The organism is Achromobacter denitrificans NBRC 15125, assembly GCF_001571365.1.
Lineage (GTDB): Bacteria > Pseudomonadota > Gammaproteobacteria > Burkholderiales > Burkholderiaceae_B > Achromobacter > Achromobacter denitrificans.
Genome location: NZ_BCTQ01000011.1, coordinates 63,328 through 83,300, shown reverse-complemented (window position 1 = coordinate 83,300; position 19,973 = coordinate 63,328). Strand labels below are relative to the sequence as shown.

Below are 19,973 nucleotides of genomic sequence, written 5' to 3'. Positions count from 1 at the left end.
CGGAGCCGGCGGCGCCGGCGATCGACGCGGAGGGCGATCGTGTCTGAGGCGCTTGCCGATTTGCCCGGCATCGAGCCGTCATTGTTCGAGCAACCCGATGCGGCCAGGCTGTTCTCGCCCTTGCGGGCCACGCACCCGCCCCGCTTCCTGCTGCTGTACGGATCGTTGCGCGAGCGCTCCTACAGCCGCCTGGTCGCCGAGGAAGCGGCGCGGCTGTTGCAGGCGCTGGGGGGCGAAACCCGGCTGTTCAACCCCGCCGGACTGCCGCTGGTCGACGATGCCGGCGAGGATCATCCCAAGGTCCGCGAGCTGCGCGGGCTGGTGCAATGGGCGGAAGCAATGGTGTGGAGCTCGCCCGAGCGTCACGGCGCGATGACGGGCTTGATGAAGACGCAGATCGACTGGATCCCGCTATCGGTCGGCGCCCTGCGCCCGACCCAGGGCAAGACGCTCGCGGTCATGCAGGTCTCGGGCGGATCGCAGTCCTTCAACGCCGTGAACCAGATGCGGGTCCTGGGGCGCTGGATGCGCATGCTGACCATCCCGAATCAATCGTCGGTGGCCAAGGCCTACCAGGAGTTCGACGATGCGGGGCGCATGAAGCCCTCCCCTTACTATGATCGCATCGTCGACGTCGTCGAGGAGCTGATGAAGTTCACTCTGCTCACTCGGGATGCCGCGCCGTATCTCGTGGACCGCTACAGCGAGCGCAAGGAAACCGCCGCGGCCCTGTCGAACCGCATGAAGCAAAACGCCATCTAGGGGGGCAAGGCCGCTTACGCGTCGGGGCGGCCGACTGCGCCGAGCATGTCGATTCGCCGCTGGTGGCGCCCGCCTTCGAACGCCGTGCCGAGGAAGGCGCGGACGCAATCGCAGGCGATCTCGAACCCGATTATCCGGCTACCCAGCGCCAAGACGTTCGCGTCGTTGTGCTGGCGGCTCAGGCGCGCCATGGTGTCGTTCGTGCACAGGGCCGCCCTGACCGTGGCAAACCGGTTGGCGGCAATTGAAATCCCGATGCCGGAGCCGCAAATCACGATTCCCCTTTCGACTTGCCGGTCCGTGATCGCTTGCCCGACGGCATAGCCGAAATCGGCGTAGTCGACGGAGGCGCTGCCGTTCGTTCCCAAGTCCAGCCAATCGACCTCGCCGAACGCCTGTTTGAGCTGTTCCTTGAGGTCGAAGCCGGCATGGTCGGATGCAATGGCGATTTTCATCTTGTGTCTCGCGGGTTCGGTCGGTGATGGAAAGCGAAGGCAGCAGCCACGATGGTTTCGTAATGCCGGCGGCGTTCAGGCATCCACGGCGATCACGACGCTCGATGCCTTGAAAATGGCCGTCACCGGCTTGCCGACGCTCAAGCTGAGGCGGTCCACGCTGCTGTTGGTGATGATGGACGCGACCTGGGCTCCGCCGGGGGCTTCGACGATCACTTCGCTGTTGACGGCCCCCTTCTCGATCGCCTTGACCGCGCCGGTGACGCAATTGCGGGCGGACACCTGCGCCGCCGAGACATCCACCATGAGGAGGACCGAGGATGCCTTGACCAGCCCGATGGCGGCTTTACCCACCGAGAGATCGAGCGACAGTGCGCTGCCGTGCGTGATGATGGCCACGATTTCCAGGCCGTCGGCGGTGCGCAGCACGACTTCGTCGTTGACGGCGCCCCTGGTTACGGAAACGAGGTTGCCGGAGAACTGATTGCGGGCGCTGGTTTGCATGATGGCTCCTGAAGGGTCTGCTCGGTGCAAGTGTACGTGCAAAGGCGTGGGAGTTTTCACAGACCTCGTCGGGGTTTGATCTGCGTCGTGGCCATCCTGGCAACATGGTCGGATGCAGGCTCGTTCGGTCGGGAATGGAAAGCGCTCGGCCAGGCTAGAACTTATACAGGGCGTAAGCGATGAAGCCGGCCCCCAGCGCGAGATGGATGCCAATCCCGTGGCGCCCTTGCAGGATCGATGCGGGTCGCCTAGCGCGGACCAGGCAGGCGAGCATGCCCGAATGCGCCAGCAGCAGCCCGACGGGCCACAGCGACAGGTAAAGCAGTACACCGAGGGCATCGGGGCCGTAGCCGTCGCCGTAACGAGGCGCGTCGTAAACGGCGACGCCGATTGCCCAGGCCGCCAGCGCCAACACGCTCATGACGAAACTGATCCGGTAATAGAGAAACAAAACAGTTACCTCCTGTCGCCATACGATCGGACGCAAGATACTAACTCGCGCGGCGGGATTTCGAGGCTGGCGCGGCGATCGCCGACATCGGGGCGGCCAAATCGACGGTTCCCTGCTCGCCAGCAGGGATACTCCGCCGGTATCCCCCCGGGGGGGATATGATGCACGCATGACGAAACCCGACCCCCACCACCATCACGACGCCGTCGCCAAGCGCCTCAAGCGGGCGGAAGGCCATCTGCGCAGCATCCTGCAAATGATGGAAGCGCACCGTTCCTGCCTTGAACTCGCCCAGCAGCTGCACGCCGTCGAGAAGGCGATTTCGCAGGCCAAGAAAATCCTGATCCAGGATCACATCGATCATTGCCTGCAAGACGCCGTGGGCGAGCTGGACGCGGATCGGCAGCGCGCCATCGACGAATTCAAGGCCATCACCAAGTATCTGTAAGGCACGCCATGCTGTCGTTTTCCGAACTGATCGCCCAGGGCGCGTCGCACGCCTGGCTGTTCATTCCCAGCGCCATCCTGCTCGGCGCCCTGCACGGGCTGGAGCCGGGCCACTCCAAGACGATGATGGCGGCCTTCATCGTCGCGATTCGCGGAACGGTGTGGCAGGCCGTGCTGCTGGGCCTCACCGCGACGATTTCGCATACCCTCATCGTGTGGGGGATCGGCCTGGGCGGCATGTACCTGTGGCGCGGCGTCGCGGCGGACGAACTGGAGCCTTACTTCCAGCTCGCTTCCGGGGTGATCATCGTGGCGCTCGCTGCCTGGATGTTCTGGAGAACCTGGCGGGAGCAGCATGCCGCGGACCATGATCATGGACATGACGCGCATGCCCACGGCCCGGCGCGCCGCGAGGTCGACACCGGCCACGGCCGCGTCGCGCTGGAAGTGTTCGAGGACGGCGTGCCTCCCCATTGGCGGCTGAGCACCTTGCGAGGCGGGACCTGGCGGGCCGAGGACGTCGCGGTCGAGACCGAACGAAGCGACGGCCGCCGTCAAGCGTTTCGATTCGCACAGAAGGACGGCTATCTCGAATCCGTCGAGCGGATACCCGAACCGCATGATTTCATGGCGCGCCTGACCTTGTCCCACGGCGGGCACGCCCACAGCTATGACCTCGCTTTCATGGAGCCGGACTCGCATCGGCAAGACGCCATGCACGAAGCACTGCGCGGACTGGATGCCGCGGGCGAAGGCTACCAGGATGCCCATCAGCTGGCGCACGCCAACGACATCCGCCGCCGGTTCGCCAATCGCAGCGTGACCAACTGGCAGATCGCCCTCTTCGGACTGACCGGCGGCCTTATCCCCTGCCCCGCGGCCATCACCGTGCTGCTGCTGTGCCTGCAACTCAAGGAATTCACCTTGGGAGCCGTGCTGGTGCTGTGCTTTTCGATCGGACTGGCGATCACCCTGGTGACGGTCGGCGCGGTGGCGGCGCTCAGCGTGCGTCACGTTTCCGAGCGCGCGCCCTGGTTCAGCGCGATCGCCCGGCGGGCTCCTTATCTGTCGAGTGTGTTGATCATCGCGGTCGGCATCTACGTGGGCATCCACGGGTGGCTGGGGTTGCCCTAGCCCGCAAGTCCGCGGGAAAGGCCGGGAAAGCGGCCGCGGCATCCCTGAAACTTGGTATTTTGCGGCCGGCAAGGCGCCAAAACGGAACTCGCGCGCGACTCGCGTCACTGACGACCGAGTTGTATCAACAGCCCGGCGGACGGCCAGTCCGCCCCGCACCGAGACCGATATGCCCTTGTATTGCGCTGCCCGCCCGAACTCCGCCTTGTCCGGGCGTCCCTATCCCGCCATGCGCCCAGTGGCTGCGGCATTGGCGGCCTTGTTCGCCTGGGCCGGCGCGCCCGCGCAGGCCGAAAACAAGGGAGGCATGCCGAGCTTCGAAGGCGGCGGGGGCGGCGCCGGCAGCTACGCGTCTTTCGGCATGGGCGAGAATGGGCTGGGAGGCAGTGCCGGGCCGGCGACCGGAGGTCATTGGGGCATGGAGATGCGGGGGCCGGGGTCGGTGACCGGGCCGGCCCTGAACGGAGGGTATGGCCTCGACGGAAGCCGCGGCGAGGTGGACCTGCACGGCGCGGGCGGAGGGGGCGGCGGCGGCTCGGCCCTGCGTATCATCAACACGAGCGGCGGGGACAACGTCAATAGCCGGATTTCGATCACCGGCGGTCGCGGCGGCAACGGCGGCGATAGCGCCGCAGCAGACAGCGTGGGGAGGATCGGCGCGGGTTCGGGCGGCGGAGGCGGCGGCGGGGATGCCATCGAACTCTTCTCCAACCAGTCGTTCCGGTTCGTCAATGACGGCATCGTCACGGGCGGCGAAGGCGGCAACGGCGGCCTGTCGAGCGTGACGAATGGCTTGGCGGGCGGCGGCGGCGCGGGGGGCAATGGCATTACCACCCTCTCCGCCACGGGCGTCGTGATCGAAAACCGGAGCGCCATTACGGGGGGCAACGGCGGCAATAGCATGTCGGGTTCGCCCACCGCCCCCGGCTCCGTGGCGGGGGCAGGCGGAGCGGGTGTGGTCCTGGGCAGCGGAACGCTGAACAACACATCGAGCGCTTCCATCCGGGGTGGCAATAGCGGCTTTTCGGGAGGAATGGTCGGCCTTTCCATGAACAACCATGGCGGCGCCGGCGTCTCCATGACTGGCGGCGTCCTGACGAACGCCGGGTTCATCAGCGGCGGCAATGGCCTGGCCGGCGGCGCGGGTGTCGAGATGACCGGCGCAGGCACCATCGTCAATGCCGGAGCCATCCAGGGCGGGATGATCGGGGGCGGCACGCGCGCGGATTCCGTCCTCATGTCGGGCGACGGCGGCCGCCTGGAATTGCGTGACGGCTACTCCTTCCTCGGCCGGGTAAACAGCACCGGCATCGGCAACGTCCTGGCGCTGGGCGGGGATGTCGACAGCAGTTTCAACCTGACGCATTGGGGCAACGGCTATCTGGGCTTCTCCAGCACCATGGAGAAGACCGGAAACAGCACCTGGCTGCTGACGGGCCAGGCGACTCAAGCGCCGAACTGGACGGTGAAATCCGGAACCCTGAGCTTCACCTCGGGCGCCCAGCTCGGAGGTTCCAGCTCCACGATCGCGTTGGGCAACGCCACCCTGGCCTACGCCGCTGTCGGCGGCCAAGCAACGCTGAACGCGGCCGTTTCGATGACCGGCGCCGTCGGCACCATCGGCGTCGCCAGCGGCGGCGTTCTGGTGGTTTCCCAAGCCGTAAGCGGCTCGACGCTCAAGAAAGACGGTCCGGGCACCCTGAGCCTGAAGGGGCCCGCGCAGTACGGCACGCTGCTGGCGTCCGACGGCCTGGTGATCCTGGACAATCCGGTGTTGCCGCAAAGAATCGGCAGCAACGCCGTGGTGTCCATCTATACCCGCGGCGACCAGACCCACACCGGCGACATCCTGGGCCTGGATCTGCGGCGCGGCGTGATGATCAAGGACGGCCTCGGCACGTTGACGCTGGCGGGCGCCAACGTCCTGGATTGGCGCATCGTGGTGGGCGGGCTGACCGCCTCGCCCGACCGTTTCCAGGGCGACGTGGACATGCTGCTCGGCTCCCGCTTCACCCTCGATGGGGCAACGGACGGCAGCTATGCGGGCAAGCTCGGCGGCGCCGGGACGTTCACCAAGCGCGGCGCGGGCAGGCTCGATCTCCTGGGCGACAGCAGCGCGTTCACCGGCCCGACGCAGGTGGAGCAAGGCACCCTGAATCTGGCGGCCGCCGCCAGCCTGGGCGGCGGCGTGGTCGTGAATGGCGGCGCGACGCTCGGCGGCAGCGGCACCGTGGGGTCGATGCACGTGCTCCCGGGCGGCACGCTTTCGCTTGCGGACGGCGATTTCAAGGTGAAGGGCGATGCCGTTTTCCGGCAGGGCTCGACATTTGCGGTGCGCGCCGATCCGAATGGCACGCCCGGCCGGCTGGTGGCGGACGGCCAAGTCGACCTGCAAGGCGGCAACGTCCTGCACGTCGGCGTGGGCGACGGCTTCGCTATCGGTTCCACCTACCCCATCGTGTCGGCGGACCGGGTGCAAGGTCGTTTCGACGGCGTCAGCTCGCAGTACGCCTACCTGACCGCCGCGCTCGACTACAGCGATGCCAAGGCGGTGAACCTGCGGCTCGTGCGGCGCGACATCCTGCCGCCGATCGTCGTGCCTCCCGACGTCACCCCGCCCATCCTGACGCCGCCCGCGCCCCGGCCGATCCGTTTCGACGACCTGGCCACGACGGCAAACCAGCGGGCCGTGGGCCTGGCGCTGGAGTCCTTGCCCGGCGACAACCCGATCTATCGCGCGGTGCTCGGCCTGCCCGTGGGCGCGCCGCCGCAGGCGCTGGCCGCCTTGTCGGGCGAGTCGCATGCCAGCACGGCCAGCGCTCTCGCCGGCCTCGGCGCGAACGCCCGGATGATTCCACTGGCGCAATTGCGGCGCGGCCTGGGCGCGACGATGACGCCCGGCTCGCCCACGGCCAGCGCGGGCGCCAGCGACGCGCCCCTGTCCGTTGCCGCCCTGCCCGGTTCCGACGCCCTGCCCGCCTGGGCCCAGGTCGTGGGCCAGTGGCAGCGCAGCGGCGGCGAGGACGGCATCGCCCGCACGCGCCAGCACACCGGCGGCGTCTATGCAGGCGCGGATCGCGCCATCGGCAATGGCTGGCGCCTGGGCGGCGCGGTCGGGGTCACGAACAGCAAGCTCAAGGTGGACGATCTGAACAGCCAGAGCGACATCGACAGCTACAGCGCCACCGTGTACGGCGGGCGCCGCTACGATGCCGGCCCGGGCCATATCAATCTGCTGCTTGGCGCGGCCTATACCTGGCACGACGTTTCGAGCAAGCGCAATGTGGGCTTTGCCGGCGTCAACCAGGAACTCAAGGCGGATTACGGCGCCAGCACCGGCCAGCTCTTCGGTGAAATCGGCTACGGGCTGCCCGTGAGCGACCGCGCCGTGCTCGAACCGTACGCCGGCGTGGCCTTCAACGACCAGCGCGTGCGCGGCTTCAGCGAGTCCGGCGGGGCCGCGGCCCTGTCCGGCGACCGCCAGCACGATCAGACCACGACCACCACCCTGGGCCTGCGGGGCACGATGCAGTGGGATAGCCTGGCGTTCACCGTGGGCGCCGGCTGGCGCCACGCCTTCGGCGATGTGAACCCGGCCTCGACCCTGGCGTTCGCCGGCAGCGACGCGTTCACGGTGGCGGGCGCGCCCATCGCCCGCAACGCGCTGGCCGCCGAACTCGCGGGGCAATGGCGCGTGTCGCGCGGCATGGCCCTCACGCTGGCGTACGACGGCGAATATGGCGGCGGCAACAAGCAGCATGCCGGCACGCTGCGGGTGAACTGGCGGTTCTGAACGCCGCCGGGCCTAATGCCCGGCGTCCGCCGTCCTGCCCAGGCGGGGCAGGACGCGGATATAAATGAGCTCGCTCACCAGTTCCACCAGGGTCTGCGCCACGATGACCGCCGGCAGCAACGGCACCGCGCCGGGGATCGCCAGGCCCAGCGGCAGCACGACCAGCGAGTTGCGCGTCGCCGCGCTGAACGAGATCGCCCGGGCCTGCTCCGGCGGCAGGCGCCAGAGCCTGCCGATGCCCCATCCGATGGCCGGGGCGAGCACGGCGTACGCCACGTAGACCGGGGCCACCGCCCTCACCTCGTCGAATGCCAGCCCGAGCTGGGGGGCCACCGCGGCCACCACGACGAACAGCACCAGGGCCGTCGCGGGCACGGGCAGGAGCCCGAGCAGGTCCAGCGCGCGTTTCGCGGCGCGGTCTCGCGCCGCGGCGGCCTGGCAGATAGCGGCCAGCCCCAGCGGCACCGCGATCAGCCAGATGAATGCGTGGATGAAGGGTTCCCATTGGACCAGGCCGGCGGCCTGCTCGCCCAGGAATGCGCCCAGGTAGACCGGCAGCAGCAGCATTTGCAGGCCCAGCAGGATCGGGGTCGAGGCCAGCAGCGGGCGGGCATCGGCCCGCCCCAGGTGCGCGAAGGTCACGACGTAGTCGATGCAGGGCGTGAGCAGCACCAGCAGCACGCCTATCCTGGCCAGCGGCGCGCCGGGCAGCCAAGGCAGCAGGCCCGCGACCAGCAGCGGAACCGCGATGAAATTCGCGGCCAGCAGCGCGCCCAGGAAGCGGAGGTTGCCCAGCGCCCGGCGCAGTTCGGTGAGCGGCACCTGCAGGAAGGTCACGAACAGCATGAAACCGAGCAGCGGGTCGATCGCGGGCGCCAGGACCGTCGATGCCGGGACCTGCCAGGCCAGGAGCGCCGCGATGGCGACCGCGCCGAAATAGAGGGCGGCCTGCTGTCGTTCCAGGAAGTCTCTGAGGTGCTGCAAAGGCATGTCGTGGCGTGGAGGGAAGCGGGAGGCAGCCATCATAGCGTCGCGCCGCCGCGACGGAACCGGCGCCCGCCAAATGCGGTACGCTTCGCGCCATGAATTTTCTACTGCTGCCTTTGATGGCGTTGGCCGGCGCCGGCCTGGCCCTGACCGCCGTGTTGCACGTGGCGGCCCTGGCCGGCCATATGCCCGCCCTGTTCCAGTCCTTTTCCGGCGACCGCGGCGTCGTCGCGATGGCGGGCCTCTTCGTGGTGTGGGTGCCCGCCGTGTTCGTCGCCCAGCGCATCGAAGGCACGGGCCGGCGCGGCTTTTCCTGGAAACGGCTCTTGTCGGGCTGCCCGGCCGGCCTGCGGTACGGCATGCTGGCGCTGTTCGTGTACGCCTTCGTGAATTTCTTCATCGCGCTGGGTGGCGCGGCCGACGACGAACTTCGCGGCATACGCATTTTCTCCGGCCATGCGATGCTTTTCTACGGCGCCGCCCTCTGCGTTTTCGTGTCGGCGTGGCGGCTGCCGGGATTATTGGTCCGCGCCCGCTGCCCGGCGGGCCACGACGTGGATCGCGGCGACCGCTACTGCCCGGCCTGCGGCCTGCCCGTGGCGCGGAGCGACGATCCGTCGGCCTAGGGCGTCTGCGCGCGCCACCCTGGACGGACGCCGCAATAGGGAGATAATAGCCATCCCACCCATGCCGAAAGAGGACGCCGATGTCTCGTTGGACCTTTTACTCCGCCCCTGGTACCTGCGCGCTAGCCACCCATATCGCGCTGCACGAAGCGGGCGCCGAATTCGATCTCGTGAAGCTGGATTTCGCCGCGGGGCAACAGCAGAGCGCCGACTATCTGCGCGTCAATCCCAAGGGCCGCGTGCCCGCGCTGGCCACCGAGCACGGCGTGCTGACCGAAACCCCGGCGCTGCTGGCCTTCGTGGCGCAGCGCTTTCCGCAGGCCGGCCTGGCGCCGCTGGACGATCCCTACGCGTTCGCCCGCATGCAGGAACTGACGAGCTACCTGGCCTCCACGGCCCACGTGGCGCATGCGCACAAGCGGCGCGGCGCGCGCTGGGCGGACGATCCCGCGGCGCACGAAGCGATGCGCGCCAAGGTGCCGCAAACCATGACGGCCTGCGCCGCCTATCTGGAATCGCTGATCGTCGGCCCCTGGGTCGGCGGCGAGCGCTACAGCGTGGCCGACGGCTATCTGTACACCATCGGCAGCTGGCTCGAAGGCGACGGCGTCGACATGGCGCAGTTCCCCAAGCTGAGCGCCTACCTGGCGCGTGTCGGCGAACGGCCGGCGGTGCAGCGCGCGCTGGCCGAAGCCAAGGCCTGAGGGCCTGACGGGGCGGGCCGCGGCCTTGCCGGCCGCCCCTCGCCTGGCGCGCGGCGCTCTGCCCGGCGCCGCGTCCGCCCGGGTTTACTCGGCCGAGAGGTCGAGCTTGCGGATCCAGTCGCCAAAGCGCTGGATTTCCGACTGATAGAAGACGCCCAGTTCCTGCGGCGTGCGATACGTGCCTTCGGCGGATTGCGCGTCCAGGCTCTTCTGCACGTCGGGGTTGGCCAGGGCGGCTTTGTTGGCCGCGTTCAGGGTGGCCACGACGGCGTCCGGCGTGCCCGCCGGCGCGAACAGGGCATACCACTGCGAGAATTCCAATCCCGGATAGCCGGCTTCCGCCATGGTCGGCACGTCGGGCAAGGCGCGCGTGCGGTTCGGGTGCGCGACCGCCAGGATCTTGATCCGGCCCGAGGCTTGTTGCGTGGTGGCCGATGCCGTGCCGACGAACGCCAGGTCGACCTGGCCGCCCATGGCATCCGTCACGGCGGGGCTGTCGCCCTTGTAGGGCACGTGGACCATGTCCAATCCGGTGGCGGCCTTGAAGGCTTCGCCGGTGAGATGGCCGGTTCCGCCCACGCCGCTGCTGCCGAACGAGAGGCGATGGGTCTTGCCGTACTTCAGCAGGTCCTGGACGCTGTTGATGCCCAGGCCGGCGTTGACCACCATCACCACGGGCACCGAGGCCACCATGGCCACCGGCTTGAAATCCTTGCTGGCGTCGTACGGCTGCTTCTTGTAGAGCGTGGGGTTGGTGCCGTGCGTGGCGCTATTGCCCATCAGGATGGTGTAGCCGTCCGGGTTGGACTTGGCCACCGCGGACGCGCCTATCATGCCGTTGGCGCCGCTCTTGTTGTCGACCACGATGTTGGTCTTCATGGTTTCGCCCATGTAGCGGGCCATGAGGCGCGTCAGGTAGTCGTTGGCGCCGCCCGCCGCGTAGGGCGAAATGAACTGGACGGGGCGGTCCGCCGGGTATTCGGCCAGGGCCGGCGCGGCCAGGCCCGCCACCAGCAACCCTGCTCCGATGCGGCCGGCGAGCCGCAATCCAAAAGGACGAAAGTTCAACATCCGGGGTCTCCTCAGACTGTGCGTGGATTCTTGGAATATCGGAACCGGCTTGCCCTCCGGTTCACGCTGTCCGCAGTCTAAGAGGCCTGGCGGCCGCCCCGCCCCCCTCGCCCGCCGGGCCCGCAGATTCGAGTCCACGCTGTGGAATTCCTGCCGGACCGGCGCTGTTCCGCCACCCATTCCGCCCGGTCTTCCCGGGCCGCAGTCCGCATTGTGGAAGCCGGGCTGCGCGGGGAGCCGGCTCACGCCAGCGCCAACGTGGGCATGGCGTACGGGACTCGGTCCCGATCCACATAGCTGCGCAGCTCGGCCTCGATGGACCGCACCGTGTCGTCCAGGCAGCGCACCACCATTTCCAGGCGGTCGTGTCCCAGGCGCGATGCCAGCGTGGAGACGCTGACGCCGGCCGCGGGCGTGCCGTCCGGCGCGCGGATCGCCATGCCGACCGAATGCACCGGCGGCTCGTCCATGACCTTGTTGGTGGCGTAGCCCCGGCGTCGCGTGCTCTCGATGCTGGCGCGCAAGGCGGCCTCGGTGAAGCGCGGGCTCTTGCGGCGCGTGCGTTCGACGTTGATGCGGCAGATGCGGTCGATCTCGTCGTCGGGCAGCGCGCTCATGAGGGCGAGCCCGCTGGCGCCGACGTTCAGCGGGCGGTGCCGGCCGACGTCGTGCACGAACATCTTGATGGGGAAGGAGCCGTCCGCGCGCGCCACGCAGATGCCGTCGAAGCCCGAGCGCACGGTGAGGAAAACCGTATCGCCGGTGTGTTCGGCCACCGCGTCCAGGTAAGGCAGGCAGATGTCGCGCACCGCGACCTTGGGCGCGGCGGCCAGGCCCAGCTCGTAGGCCAGGCCGCCGAGGTAGTAGCGTTTGGTCTGCAGGTCCTGGCGGATGAGTTTCTCGGCCACCATGCCCTGCAGCAGCCGGTGCGCCGTGGGGCGCTCCAGCCCGGTGCGCCGGTACAGCTCGACGAGCCGGCTGCCGCTGCGGTTGTTGACGGCGATGATACGCAGCAAGGCGATGGCGCGCTGCAGGGATTGGGTGCCCGGGGCGCCATTGGCGCCGCCGGTGCTCGACTGGGTCATGAATGTCTCCTCGCCGGTGCTCCGGCCGCGGGCGCGTTCTGGAAGGTCTACATAGCGGACGCGTCCCTGGGGTGAATTGTGCCCTCATGCCCGGGCCGATTGAAGCCTGAGTTCACCATGCGGACTTCTTTTGGGCTTGCCGCGGCCCCGTCGACACGGTCCGGCGGCCAAAACGCCGCAACATACAGCCCATCGATTCCACTACCGCAATGGGAAGGCGCATGGCGCAAGAGCAAGAACTGATCGTCCGCCTGGAGGCAGGCGTGCTGTGGCTGACGCTGAACCGTCCGGAGCGCCGCAACGCGCTCAGCCCCAGCCTGTATGAAGCCCTGCTCGACGCGCTGGACGGCGCCGCACGCGATCCGGCGGTCGGCGCCGTGGTGCTGGCCGGGGCCGGCGGGGCCTTTTGCGCGGGCGGCGACGTGGCCCGCATGCGCCGCCAGGCCGACGCGCCCCCGCCCTCTCCCGCGCAGCGCATCGCCGACATGCGCGGCCGGACCCGCATCGTCGAACAGTTGCACGGCATGCCCAAGCCCACCCTGGCGATGATCCGGGGCGCGGCGGTCGGGGCCGGATTGTCGTTGGCGCTGGCCTGCGACCTGCGCTACGGGGACGGATCGGCCAGGTTGCGCACCGGCTTCGTCGGCGTGGGCGTGCCGGGCGATTTCGGCGGCCATTACTTCCTGCCGCGCATCGTGGGGCCTGCCAAGGCGCGGGAGCTCTATTTGCGCTCTCCGATGCTGTCGGCCGCCGAGGCGGCCGGCATGGGCCTGCTCCACGAGGTGTTCAGCCCCGAACGGCTGGAGCCGGAGGTGGCGGCGATCGCGCGCGCCCTTGCCGGCGGGCCGCGGCCCGCCATCGGCCGCATGAAGGAGAACCTCAACGACGGCCTGGCGCTGAGCCTGGCCGACATGCTTGACCGCGAATGCGAACGCCACGTCGAATGCGTGGACAGCCCGGACCACCGGGAAGCCGTGCTCGCCTTCGTGGAAAAGCGCCCTCCCCGTTTCCAACGTCCGCGCGAGGCCGCCCCCGGCCTGGCGCCGGAATGAAGTTTCCCCCATCCAAGGAGTTTCAATGTCCCTACTCTGCAAAGACCGCGTCGTGATCGTGACCGGCGCCGGCCGCGGCATCGGCCGCGAGTACGCGCTGCAGTTGGCGCGGCAAGGCGCCTGCGTCGTGGTCAACGACCTGAGCGTGTCCCGTTCCGGCGAGGATACCGGTGAGAGCACCGCCGCCGCGGTGGTCCGCGAGATCGTCGAAGGCGGCGGCCAGGCCGTCGCCAACCACGAGAACGTGGCCGACTTCGCCGGCGCCCGGCGCATGATCGAGGCGGCGCTGGACCACTTCGGGGCCTTGCACGGCCTGGTGAACAACGCCGGCATCCTGCGCGACCGCACGCTGTGCAATATGAGCGAGGAGGAATGGGATGCCGTCATCGACGTGCACCTGAAAGGCACGTTCGCCCCCTGCCGCCACGCGGCCGCCTACTGGCGCGACCTCTACAAGCAGACCGGCGAGCCGGTCAACGCCCGCATCGTCAACACGTCGTCGTCGTCGGGGCTGTACGGCAACATCGGTCAGATCAACTACGGCGCGGCCAAGGCCGGCATCGCGGCCATGACCATCATCGCGGCGCGCGAGCTCAAGCGCTACGGCGTGACGGTCAATGCGATCAATCCCCATGCCCAGACCCGCATGACCGAAGGCATACGCGAGCGCAGCGCCGAGGAGATCGAGGCGCGCCACCCGCGCTGGATCGCGCCGGCGGTGGCCTGGCTGGCCAGCGCCGACAGCCACGACGTCACCGGGCGTATCTTCGAACTGGGCGGCGGGCACCTGGCGGCGATGGAAGGCTGGCGCCGCGGCCCGGCCGCGGATCCGATCGACGACGTCGCGCGCATCGGCCCGGTCATGCGCGACCTGGCCGAGCGGGCGCGGCGCAACGTCGATATGAAAGGCCATGATCTGGACTGACCCGGGAGCCGGCTGTGATCGATAAACAAGTGAGTTCAGTGGCCGAGGCGGTGGCCGGCATCAAGGATGACTCGGTCATCCTGGTCGGCGGCTTCGGCTCGTCCGGCCGTCCGGCCGACCTGATGGAAGGCCTGCTGGACCTGGGCGTCCGGGGGTTGACCATCGTCGCCAACAACGCCACGGTGGGCGACGACATCGTGAGCGAATTGATGAGCGCGGGCCGCATCCGCAAGGTGGTGTGTTCGTTCCCTCGCGGCCTGAAGGGCCGCACGATCTTCGACGAGCTGTACGCGGCGGGCAAGATCGAACTGGACCTGGTGCCGCAGGGCACCCTGGCCGAGCGCATCCGCGCCGGCGCCGCCGGCATCGGCGGCTTCTATACCCGCACGGCCGCCGGCACCCGCCTGGCCGAGGGCAAGGAAACCCGCGTCATCGACGGGCAGACCTACGTGCTGGAGCATCCCATCAAGGGCGACGTGGCCCTGCTGAAGGGCCTGCGCGGCGACCGCTGGGGCAACCTGGTCTATCACCGCGGCGCCCGCATCAACAACCCGGTCATGGCCGGCGCGGCCAGGCTGGTCATTGCCCAGGTGCGTGAAATCGTGCCGCTGGGCGCGCTGGACCCGGAGCACATCGTCACGCCGGGCGTATTCGTGGACCGTCTCGTGGAGTTGCGCAATGAACGCCAAGCTTAGCCGCCAGGACATCGCCCGCGCCGCCGCCGGCGACATCCCCGACGGCTCCTGCGTCAACCTCGGCATTGGCCTGCCGACCCTGATCGCCGACTACGTGCCCGCCGACCGCGAGCTCATGCTGCACAGCGAGCAGGGACTGCTGGGCCTGGGGCCCGCGCCGGCGCCGGGCGAGGAAGACTACGACGTCATCAACGCCGGCAAGTTTCCGGTGACGCTGCTGCCGGGCGCCTCGGTGTTCAGCCACAGCGAATCGTTTTTGATGATACGCGGCGGGCATATACAGATCGCCTGCTTGGGCGCGTTCCAGGTCGCGGCCAACGGCGACCTGGCCAACTGGACCGTCGATGCCCCCGGGCAGATCCCGGGCGTGGGCGGCGCGATGGACCTGGCCGCCGGCGCCGAGCAGGTGTGGGTGCTGATGGAGCACTGCACCAAGCACGGCGAGCCGCGGATCCTGGAGCGCTGCGCCTATCCGCTGACTGCGCCGGGCTGCGTGGACCGCATCTACACCGACCTGGCGGTGATCGACGTCACCCCGTCCGGGCTGGCCGTGCGCCGCCTGGCCGACGGCTGGACGCTGGACGCCTTGCAGGCGGTCACCGGCGCCCCGCTCACGCTGGCCCTGGACGGGCTGGCCTACCGCAATTCCGCGATTCAAGGAGAATAAGGTGCAAACCGCAGTTACCCGCATGCTCGGCATCGAGCATCCCATCGTGCAGGGCGGCATGCAGTGGGTCGCCCGCGCCGAACTGGTGGCGGCCGTCTCGAATGCCGGCGCCCTGGGCGTCCTCACGGCGCTGACGCAACCCAGCCCCGAGCACCTGCGCCGCGAAATCGCCCGCGTTCGCGACATGACCGACCGCCCCTTCGGCGTGAACCTGACCTTCCTGCCCACGCTCAAGCCCGTGCCCTACGTGGAATACCGGGACGCCATCATCGAATCGGGCGTGAAGATCGTGGAGACGGCCGGCAACAACCCGCAGGAGCACATGCCGGTGCTGAAGGCGGCCGGCGTGCGCGTGATCCACAAGTGCACCACCCCGCGCCATGCCCGCAAGGCGCAGGACATCGGCGTGGATATCGTGTCGATCGACGGTTTCGAGTGCGCCGGCCACGTCGGCGAGAACGACATCCCCGGGCTGATCCTGATCCCGGCCACGGTCGCCCAGGTGACGGTGCCGGTGATCGCCTCCGGCGGCTTCGGCGACGCGCGCGGGCTGGTGGCGGCGCTGGCCCTGGGCGCCGAGGGCATCAACATGGGCACGCGCTTCATGTGCACCCAGGAATCGCCGGTGCACGAGGCCATCAAGCAGGCCATCACGCAGTCCAGCGAAACCGATACCCGGCTGATCCTGCGCAGCCTGCGCAACACCAGCCGCGTCTGGCGCAACCAACTCTCGGGCGAGGTCGTCGAACTGGAACGGGCCGGCGCGGGCATCGACCGCATCGGTCCGCTGGTGGCGGGCGCCAAGGGGCGCGGCGTGTACGAGAGCGGCGACGTCGAAGGCGGCATCTGGACCGTGGGCATGATCCAGGGCCTGATCGACGACATCCCCAGCTGCGGCGACCTGGTGCGCCGCATCATGGACCAGGCGCACGGCCTGGTGACCGGGCGCCTCGCGTCCCTCCTGTGAACCCGCGCGCCCCGAGCGCCGGGGCGCGCCTTCTACCAAGGCAGCCTATGCTGATTCTAGATACGCCATACGACCTGGAAGCCCACGTCGGAAAAGTCCTGGGCCTGACGGACTGGGTGGAAATCACCCAGCCGATGATCGACGATTTCGCCCGCTTGTCGGGCGACGACAACTGGATCCACGTGGACGTGGAGCGCGCCCGCCGCGAACTGCCGGACGGCAAGACCATCGCCCACGGGATGCTGACCTTCTCGCTGATGTCCGGCATGGGCAGCGAGGTGGTGCAGGTCCGCGAACGCGGGCGCGGCATCAATTACGGGTCCAACAAGGTCCGCTTCACCGCCCCCGTGCAGGTCGGCGCGCGCATCCGCCTGGAACGCCGCCTGCTGGCCTTCGAGCGCATGGAGGGCGCGGTGCGCCTGACCTACGGCAACAGCATGTACCGCGAGGGCCAGGAGCGCCCGGTCATGGTCGCCGAAACCCTGAACCTGATGTACGAAAAGGGCAAATGATGCGCACCGACGACGCCAGCGGCAACGGCGCGCCCTATGCGCGCTACGTGCAGCACCTGAAAGCCGGGGAACTGGCCTACCAATACAGCCCGGCGGCCGGGCGCGCGGTGTTCTTCCCGCGGGTCCGCTGCCCCTACTCCGGCCAGGATTGCCTGGAATGGCGCCTCAGCGCCGGCACCGGCACCGTTTACTCCACCTCCGTGGTCTACCCACGCAAGGGCGAGCCCTACAACGTCGCGCTGATCGACCTGGACGAGGGCTTTCGCATGATGAGCCGCGTCGAGGGCGCCGACCCGGCGCAAGTGGCCATCGGCCAGCGCGTCCGCTTCCACGCCGTGTCCGAAGCGGACCTGGACGACCCGATTCCCGTTTTCACGCCGATGGAGCCCGCGCGATGAACACCGATTTCCGACCCGGGCGCGCCGTGCTGGCCGGCGCGGCCGAATCCGACCTGGGCGCCGTGGGCGAAGCCTATTCGGCCCTGGACCTGATGGCGCAAGGCGTGTACCGCGCGCTGGACGACTGCGGCCTGTCCGTGCAGGACGTGGACGGCCTCTTCTGCGCCACGACCCAGAGCCGCCTGGCCGGGCTGGCCCTGGCCGAATACCTCAAGCTGCCGGAAGCCTATATCGACTCGACGTCCACCGGCGGTTCGTCCTTCATGGGGCACCTGGCGCGGGCCGAGGCGGCGATCGCGGCCGGCCTGTGCGAAGTCGCCGTGGTGGCCTACGGCAGCACCCAGCGCTCGCTCGGCCGCAAGAACACCAGCCGTCCCGAATGGAACCCGTACGAGTCGCCCTTCAAGCCTTTCCTGCCGGCGACCGCCTACGCCATGGCGGCCGCCCGCCACATGCATGAATTCGGCACCACCCGCGAGCAGCTGGCCGAGGTGGCGGTGGCGGCGCGGCGCTGGGCGCTGCTGAATCCCGCCGCCTGGGAAAAGGAAGCTCTGACGGTGGAACAGGTGCTGTCTTCGCGGATGGTCAGCCATCCGCTCACCATCCGCGACTGCTGCCTGGTTTCCGACGGCGGCGGCGCGGTGGTGCTGACCACGCCCGCGCGGGCGCGCGGCCTGAAGACGGCGCCTGTCTACCTGTTGGGCTCGGGGCATTGCAGCACGCACCTGACCATCAGCAATATGCCGGACCTGGTCAATACCGGCGCGCGCGTCTCGGGCAGCATCGCCTATGACCAGGCGGGCCTCACCTCGTCCGATATCGACGTGGTGGGCCTGTACGACGCCTTTACGATCAACACGATCCTGTTCCTGGAAGACCTGGGCTTCTGCGCCAAGGGCGAAGGCGGCGCCTTCGTCGGCAGCGGTCGCATTGCGCCGGGAGGCGGGCTGCCCGTCAACACCAACGGCGGCGGGCTGTCCTACTGCCATCCGGGCATGTACGGGATCTTTCTGCTGATCGAGGCGATCCGCCAATTGCGCGGCGAATGCGGCCAGCGCCAGGTCGAGGGCGCGGAAGTCGCGCTGGCGCACGGTAACGGCGGCGTGCTGTCTTCGCAGTACACGGTGATCCTGGGCGGGCCTGCGACCGTCTAGAGGGGCTGCGCGCCGGCCGGTCGGCTCTTTACAGAAAGCCGATCCAGCGCCCCGCCACCAGGCAGCCCAGCCACAGCAGGAGCGACGCCCCGGCCTGGATGCGCAGGGCGCCGCCGGCCTTGCCCTGGTCCAGCACCCGGGCCCAGGCCGGGCCGCGGCGCACCGCCCAGGCGTTCAGCGCGCCCGCGCCCAACAGGCCCATCTTGGTCAGGAAGGCGGGGTTCTGGAGATATTCCAGCGGCCGCACGCTCAACAGCATGGCGCCGGTGAGCACGGCCAGCGCCAGCCCCGCCGCGGCGGTGCGCGCCAGCACGGGCGCCAGCACGGCCAGCGGCCCGGGCCGGATCAGGCCCAGCAGGCGCAGGTCCAGCGGCACGATGGAGCCGATGAGCAGCCCGATGGACCCGATGTGCGCGGCATTCACCAGCAGGTACAGCGTGCCGGAGCGCCGCAGCCATATCGACGGCGGCAGGGTTTCGAGCTGCTCCAGGGCGAGCCGCAGCAGGTCGGGCATGGTCGCGGCCCGCGGCTCAGGGCTTCCGGATGCGGCTGGGATAGATATCGTAGGTCTTGTCGCCGACCTTGATCTGCACGGCCTTCATGCGCTTGACGGCCGGGTCCTGGTCGCGGTTGCCGATCGCGGTCACGGTGTCGCCGGGCTTGGCCGAGCCCTCCACGAATCCGGCGTCCTTGGTCTGGCTGGGGTTGCCCAGTTCGACGCGCCAGATCCCGTCGTCGGCGCGGACGTCCAGCCAGGGATGGGGCGGCGCGATCTGCACCTGCTGCACCGTGCCCTGCAGGGTCATCTGTTCGGATTCGGCCCAGGACCAGCCGTGATGCGCCAGCGCCGCCATCGGCGCCCCCGCCAGCGCGGCCAGCGCCAGCCCCGTCAAACCTGCGCGCAAGAGTCGTTTCATGTCGATGCTCCCGAGTGGAGATGGGCGCCCTCCCCGCGCCCGGCGCAGGCCCGGCGGGCAAATACCCAGTTTCAGTGATTCACAAGGACCCGTCCGCAATATCTAATCCCCACCCATGAAGTCCAGTAATGAAGATTCTGCAATCTGACGGGAAATGCTGACGCCGACGAACCATTGTGCCGCCCCGGCTGCCCCGTCCGCAACGCCGCAGGCCGATACCGAGATGCCGCTGCGCGATCTGGTGGCCCGGCACGCCGGCGAACTGGAACGGTTGCTGGACGCGCAGGTGCAATGCACCGATCCCGCCCTGGCGCGCGCGTTCGGGCTGCAACTGGAGAGCTACCGCGAGCGCGGGGGCGCTGCCTATCCCTCGTGGCTGTATGGCGTAAGTCTGCGGCTGCTGCGCGACTCGGCGGCCAAGGGGCTGGACGAGCCGGCGGACTTCACCCTGCGCTTCCTGCGCGGGCTCCCCCCTGCCCTGGCCCGGCCGATGATCACCCTGGCACTGTCCAGCATCAGCTACGCGGCCTGCGCCATCTATCTCTGCAAGCCGGCCAGCGCGGCCGCGCAAGACATCTTATTGCCTTCGGATCGCAAGGCGTGCGTGGATAGCAATCTAAGAAATCACTTTAAATAATCCACTTTAATTTGTATTAAAAAATAGCTA

At 68.8% G+C, this 19,973-nt stretch carries 23 protein-coding genes; 15 read left to right on the top strand and 8 right to left on the bottom strand.

Annotation, left to right across the window (positions count from 1 at the left end):
- Positions 1-39 precede the first annotated feature (39 nt).
- A complete protein-coding gene (arsH, locus tag ADE01S_RS11670; protein ID WP_062681858.1) occupies positions 40-762 on the top strand; it encodes an arsenical resistance protein ArsH in 723 nt (240 codons plus the stop codon).
- Between the two features lie 14 nt (positions 763-776).
- On the opposite strand, the gene rpiB is transcribed toward arsH, so the two are convergent.
- The 3 genes from rpiB to ADE01S_RS11655 form a co-directional block, all read right to left on the bottom strand.
- Complete coding sequence (gene rpiB / locus ADE01S_RS11665; RefSeq protein ID WP_062681857.1) at positions 777-1,217, bottom strand: ribose 5-phosphate isomerase B; 441 nt, start codon at positions 1,215-1,217, stop codon at positions 777-779.
- Positions 1,218-1,292: 75 nt separating this feature from the next.
- On the bottom strand, positions 1,293-1,721 hold the full coding sequence (locus tag ADE01S_RS11660; RefSeq protein ID WP_062681856.1) for a TOBE domain-containing protein: 429 nt from the start codon (positions 1,719-1,721) through the stop codon (positions 1,293-1,295).
- Positions 1,722-1,875: 154 nt separating this feature from the next.
- Positions 1,876-2,208, bottom strand: a complete 333-nt coding sequence (locus tag ADE01S_RS11655; RefSeq protein WP_242663428.1) for a hypothetical protein — start codon at positions 2,206-2,208, stop codon at positions 1,876-1,878.
- Between the two features lie 133 nt (positions 2,209-2,341).
- Here ADE01S_RS11655 and ADE01S_RS11650 point away from each other — a divergent pair, with 133 nt between their 5' ends.
- The 3 genes from ADE01S_RS11650 (at position 2,342) to ADE01S_RS11640 (ending at position 7,546) form a co-directional block, all read left to right on the top strand.
- Complete coding sequence (locus ADE01S_RS11650; RefSeq protein ID WP_062681854.1) at positions 2,342-2,620, top strand: metal-sensing transcriptional repressor; 279 nt, start codon at positions 2,342-2,344, stop codon at positions 2,618-2,620.
- Positions 2,621-2,628: 8 nt separating this feature from the next.
- Positions 2,629-3,753: a nickel/cobalt efflux transporter gene (locus ADE01S_RS11645; RefSeq protein WP_062681853.1), complete on the top strand. Its 1,125-nt coding sequence runs from the start codon at positions 2,629-2,631 to the stop codon at positions 3,751-3,753.
- 229 nt (positions 3,754-3,982) lie between these two features.
- Positions 3,983-7,546: an autotransporter outer membrane beta-barrel domain-containing protein gene (locus ADE01S_RS11640; RefSeq protein ID WP_165695634.1), complete on the top strand. Its 3,564-nt coding sequence runs from the start codon at positions 3,983-3,985 to the stop codon at positions 7,544-7,546.
- Positions 7,547-7,558: 12 nt separating this feature from the next.
- Here ADE01S_RS11640 and ADE01S_RS11635 read toward each other — a convergent pair whose 3' ends face one another.
- Positions 7,559-8,530, bottom strand: a complete 972-nt coding sequence (locus tag ADE01S_RS11635) for an arsenic resistance protein (protein ID WP_087881415.1) — start codon at positions 8,528-8,530, stop codon at positions 7,559-7,561.
- A 98-nt stretch (positions 8,531-8,628) separates the two neighbouring features.
- On the opposite strand from ADE01S_RS11635, the gene ADE01S_RS11630 reads away from it, so the two are divergent.
- Positions 8,629-9,159 carry a hypothetical protein gene (locus ADE01S_RS11630; protein WP_075873355.1) on the top strand — a complete coding sequence of 177 codons (531 nt, stop codon included), beginning with the start codon at positions 8,629-8,631 and terminating at the stop codon, positions 9,157-9,159.
- An 80-nt stretch (positions 9,160-9,239) separates the two neighbouring features.
- On the top strand, positions 9,240-9,863 hold the full coding sequence (locus ADE01S_RS11625) for a glutathione S-transferase family protein (RefSeq protein ID WP_062681850.1): 624 nt from the start codon (positions 9,240-9,242) through the stop codon (positions 9,861-9,863).
- An 84-nt stretch (positions 9,864-9,947) separates the two neighbouring features.
- Here ADE01S_RS11625 and ADE01S_RS11620 read toward each other — a convergent pair whose 3' ends face one another.
- Positions 9,948-10,934 carry a Bug family tripartite tricarboxylate transporter substrate binding protein gene (locus ADE01S_RS11620; protein ID WP_062681849.1) on the bottom strand — a complete coding sequence of 329 codons (987 nt, stop codon included), beginning with the start codon at positions 10,932-10,934 and terminating at the stop codon, positions 9,948-9,950.
- 242 nt (positions 10,935-11,176) lie between these two features.
- Entirely contained in the window at positions 11,177-12,019 is an 843-nt protein-coding gene (locus ADE01S_RS11615) for an IclR family transcriptional regulator (protein WP_062681848.1), read from the bottom strand.
- A gap of 221 nt (positions 12,020-12,240) precedes the next feature.
- On the opposite strand from ADE01S_RS11615, the gene ADE01S_RS11610 reads away from it, so the two are divergent.
- The 8 genes from ADE01S_RS11610 to ADE01S_RS11575 are packed head-to-tail and all read left to right on the top strand — an operon-like array spanning position 12,241 to position 18,389.
- Positions 12,241-13,071: an enoyl-CoA hydratase gene (locus ADE01S_RS11610; protein ID WP_062681847.1), complete on the top strand. Its 831-nt coding sequence runs from the start codon at positions 12,241-12,243 to the stop codon at positions 13,069-13,071.
- A gap of 25 nt (positions 13,072-13,096) precedes the next feature.
- Entirely contained in the window at positions 13,097-13,996 is a 900-nt protein-coding gene (locus ADE01S_RS11605; protein WP_062681846.1) for an SDR family oxidoreductase, read from the top strand.
- Between the two features lie 14 nt (positions 13,997-14,010).
- Complete coding sequence (locus ADE01S_RS11600) at positions 14,011-14,691, top strand: 3-oxoacid CoA-transferase subunit A (protein ID WP_062681845.1); 681 nt, start codon at positions 14,011-14,013, stop codon at positions 14,689-14,691.
- Positions 14,675-15,358, top strand: a complete 684-nt coding sequence (locus ADE01S_RS11595; protein WP_062681844.1) for a 3-oxoacid CoA-transferase subunit B — start codon at positions 14,675-14,677, stop codon at positions 15,356-15,358. The genes ADE01S_RS11600 and ADE01S_RS11595 overlap by 17 nt, the downstream gene beginning before the upstream one ends.
- Before the next feature lies 1 nt (position 15,359).
- Complete coding sequence (locus tag ADE01S_RS11590) at positions 15,360-16,325, top strand: NAD(P)H-dependent flavin oxidoreductase (RefSeq protein WP_075873354.1); 966 nt, start codon at positions 15,360-15,362, stop codon at positions 16,323-16,325.
- 47 nt (positions 16,326-16,372) lie between these two features.
- Positions 16,373-16,837 (top strand): MaoC family dehydratase, encoded by a 465-nt coding sequence (locus tag ADE01S_RS11585; RefSeq protein WP_062681842.1) that lies wholly within the window; start codon positions 16,373-16,375, stop codon positions 16,835-16,837.
- Positions 16,834-17,235 (top strand): Zn-ribbon domain-containing OB-fold protein, encoded by a 402-nt coding sequence (locus ADE01S_RS11580; RefSeq protein ID WP_062681841.1) that lies wholly within the window; start codon positions 16,834-16,836, stop codon positions 17,233-17,235. Before ADE01S_RS11585 ends, ADE01S_RS11580 begins: the two co-directional genes overlap by 4 nt.
- Positions 17,232-18,389 (top strand): acetyl-CoA acetyltransferase, encoded by a 1,158-nt coding sequence (locus ADE01S_RS11575; RefSeq protein ID WP_062681840.1) that lies wholly within the window; start codon positions 17,232-17,234, stop codon positions 18,387-18,389. Before ADE01S_RS11580 ends, ADE01S_RS11575 begins: the two co-directional genes overlap by 4 nt.
- A gap of 28 nt (positions 18,390-18,417) precedes the next feature.
- On the opposite strand, the gene ADE01S_RS11570 is transcribed toward ADE01S_RS11575, so the two are convergent.
- On the bottom strand, positions 18,418-18,903 hold the full coding sequence (locus ADE01S_RS11570) for a DUF6644 family protein (protein WP_062681839.1): 486 nt from the start codon (positions 18,901-18,903) through the stop codon (positions 18,418-18,420).
- Between the two features lie 16 nt (positions 18,904-18,919).
- Positions 18,920-19,306 (bottom strand): DUF6152 family protein, encoded by a 387-nt coding sequence (locus ADE01S_RS11565; protein ID WP_062681838.1) that lies wholly within the window; start codon positions 19,304-19,306, stop codon positions 18,920-18,922.
- Between the two features lie 154 nt (positions 19,307-19,460).
- Here ADE01S_RS11565 and ADE01S_RS11560 point away from each other — a divergent pair, with 154 nt between their 5' ends.
- Positions 19,461-19,943: a hypothetical protein gene (locus tag ADE01S_RS11560; protein WP_131828735.1), complete on the top strand. Its 483-nt coding sequence runs from the start codon at positions 19,461-19,463 to the stop codon at positions 19,941-19,943.
- The last annotated feature ends 30 nt before the right edge of the window (positions 19,944-19,973 follow it).

What these genes read in the sequence shown, in the direction of transcription:
- rpiB (WP_062681857.1), bottom strand. Translation starts at nt 1,217, where the DNA reads ATGAAAATCGCCATTGCATCCGACCATGCCGGCTTCGACCTCAAGGAA.
- ADE01S_RS11660 (WP_062681856.1), bottom strand. Translation starts at nt 1,721, where the DNA reads ATGCAAACCAGCGCCCGCAATCAGTTCTCCGGCAACCTCGTTTCCGTA.
- ADE01S_RS11650 (WP_062681854.1), top strand. Translation starts at nt 2,342, where the DNA reads ATGACGAAACCCGACCCCCACCACCATCACGACGCCGTCGCCAAGCGC.
- ADE01S_RS11645 (WP_062681853.1), top strand. Translation starts at nt 2,629, where the DNA reads ATGCTGTCGTTTTCCGAACTGATCGCCCAGGGCGCGTCGCACGCCTGG.
- ADE01S_RS11640 (WP_165695634.1), top strand. Translation starts at nt 3,983, where the DNA reads ATGCGCCCAGTGGCTGCGGCATTGGCGGCCTTGTTCGCCTGGGCCGGC.
- ADE01S_RS11630 (WP_075873355.1), top strand. Translation starts at nt 8,629, where the DNA reads ATGAATTTTCTACTGCTGCCTTTGATGGCGTTGGCCGGCGCCGGCCTG.
- ADE01S_RS11625 (WP_062681850.1), top strand. Translation starts at nt 9,240, where the DNA reads ATGTCTCGTTGGACCTTTTACTCCGCCCCTGGTACCTGCGCGCTAGCC.
- ADE01S_RS11620 (WP_062681849.1), bottom strand. Translation starts at nt 10,934, where the DNA reads ATGTTGAACTTTCGTCCTTTTGGATTGCGGCTCGCCGGCCGCATCGGA.
- ADE01S_RS11615 (WP_062681848.1), bottom strand. Translation starts at nt 12,019, where the DNA reads ATGACCCAGTCGAGCACCGGCGGCGCCAATGGCGCCCCGGGCACCCAA.
- ADE01S_RS11610 (WP_062681847.1), top strand. Translation starts at nt 12,241, where the DNA reads ATGGCGCAAGAGCAAGAACTGATCGTCCGCCTGGAGGCAGGCGTGCTG.
- ADE01S_RS11605 (WP_062681846.1), top strand. Translation starts at nt 13,097, where the DNA reads ATGTCCCTACTCTGCAAAGACCGCGTCGTGATCGTGACCGGCGCCGGC.
- ADE01S_RS11595 (WP_062681844.1), top strand. Translation starts at nt 14,675, where the DNA reads ATGAACGCCAAGCTTAGCCGCCAGGACATCGCCCGCGCCGCCGCCGGC.
- ADE01S_RS11585 (WP_062681842.1), top strand. Translation starts at nt 16,373, where the DNA reads ATGCTGATTCTAGATACGCCATACGACCTGGAAGCCCACGTCGGAAAA.
- ADE01S_RS11580 (WP_062681841.1), top strand. Translation starts at nt 16,834, where the DNA reads ATGATGCGCACCGACGACGCCAGCGGCAACGGCGCGCCCTATGCGCGC.
- ADE01S_RS11575 (WP_062681840.1), top strand. Translation starts at nt 17,232, where the DNA reads ATGAACACCGATTTCCGACCCGGGCGCGCCGTGCTGGCCGGCGCGGCC.
- ADE01S_RS11570 (WP_062681839.1), bottom strand. Translation starts at nt 18,903, where the DNA reads ATGCCCGACCTGCTGCGGCTCGCCCTGGAGCAGCTCGAAACCCTGCCG.
- ADE01S_RS11565 (WP_062681838.1), bottom strand. Translation starts at nt 19,306, where the DNA reads ATGAAACGACTCTTGCGCGCAGGTTTGACGGGGCTGGCGCTGGCCGCG.
- ADE01S_RS11560 (WP_131828735.1), top strand. Translation starts at nt 19,461, where the DNA reads ATGCTGACGCCGACGAACCATTGTGCCGCCCCGGCTGCCCCGTCCGCA.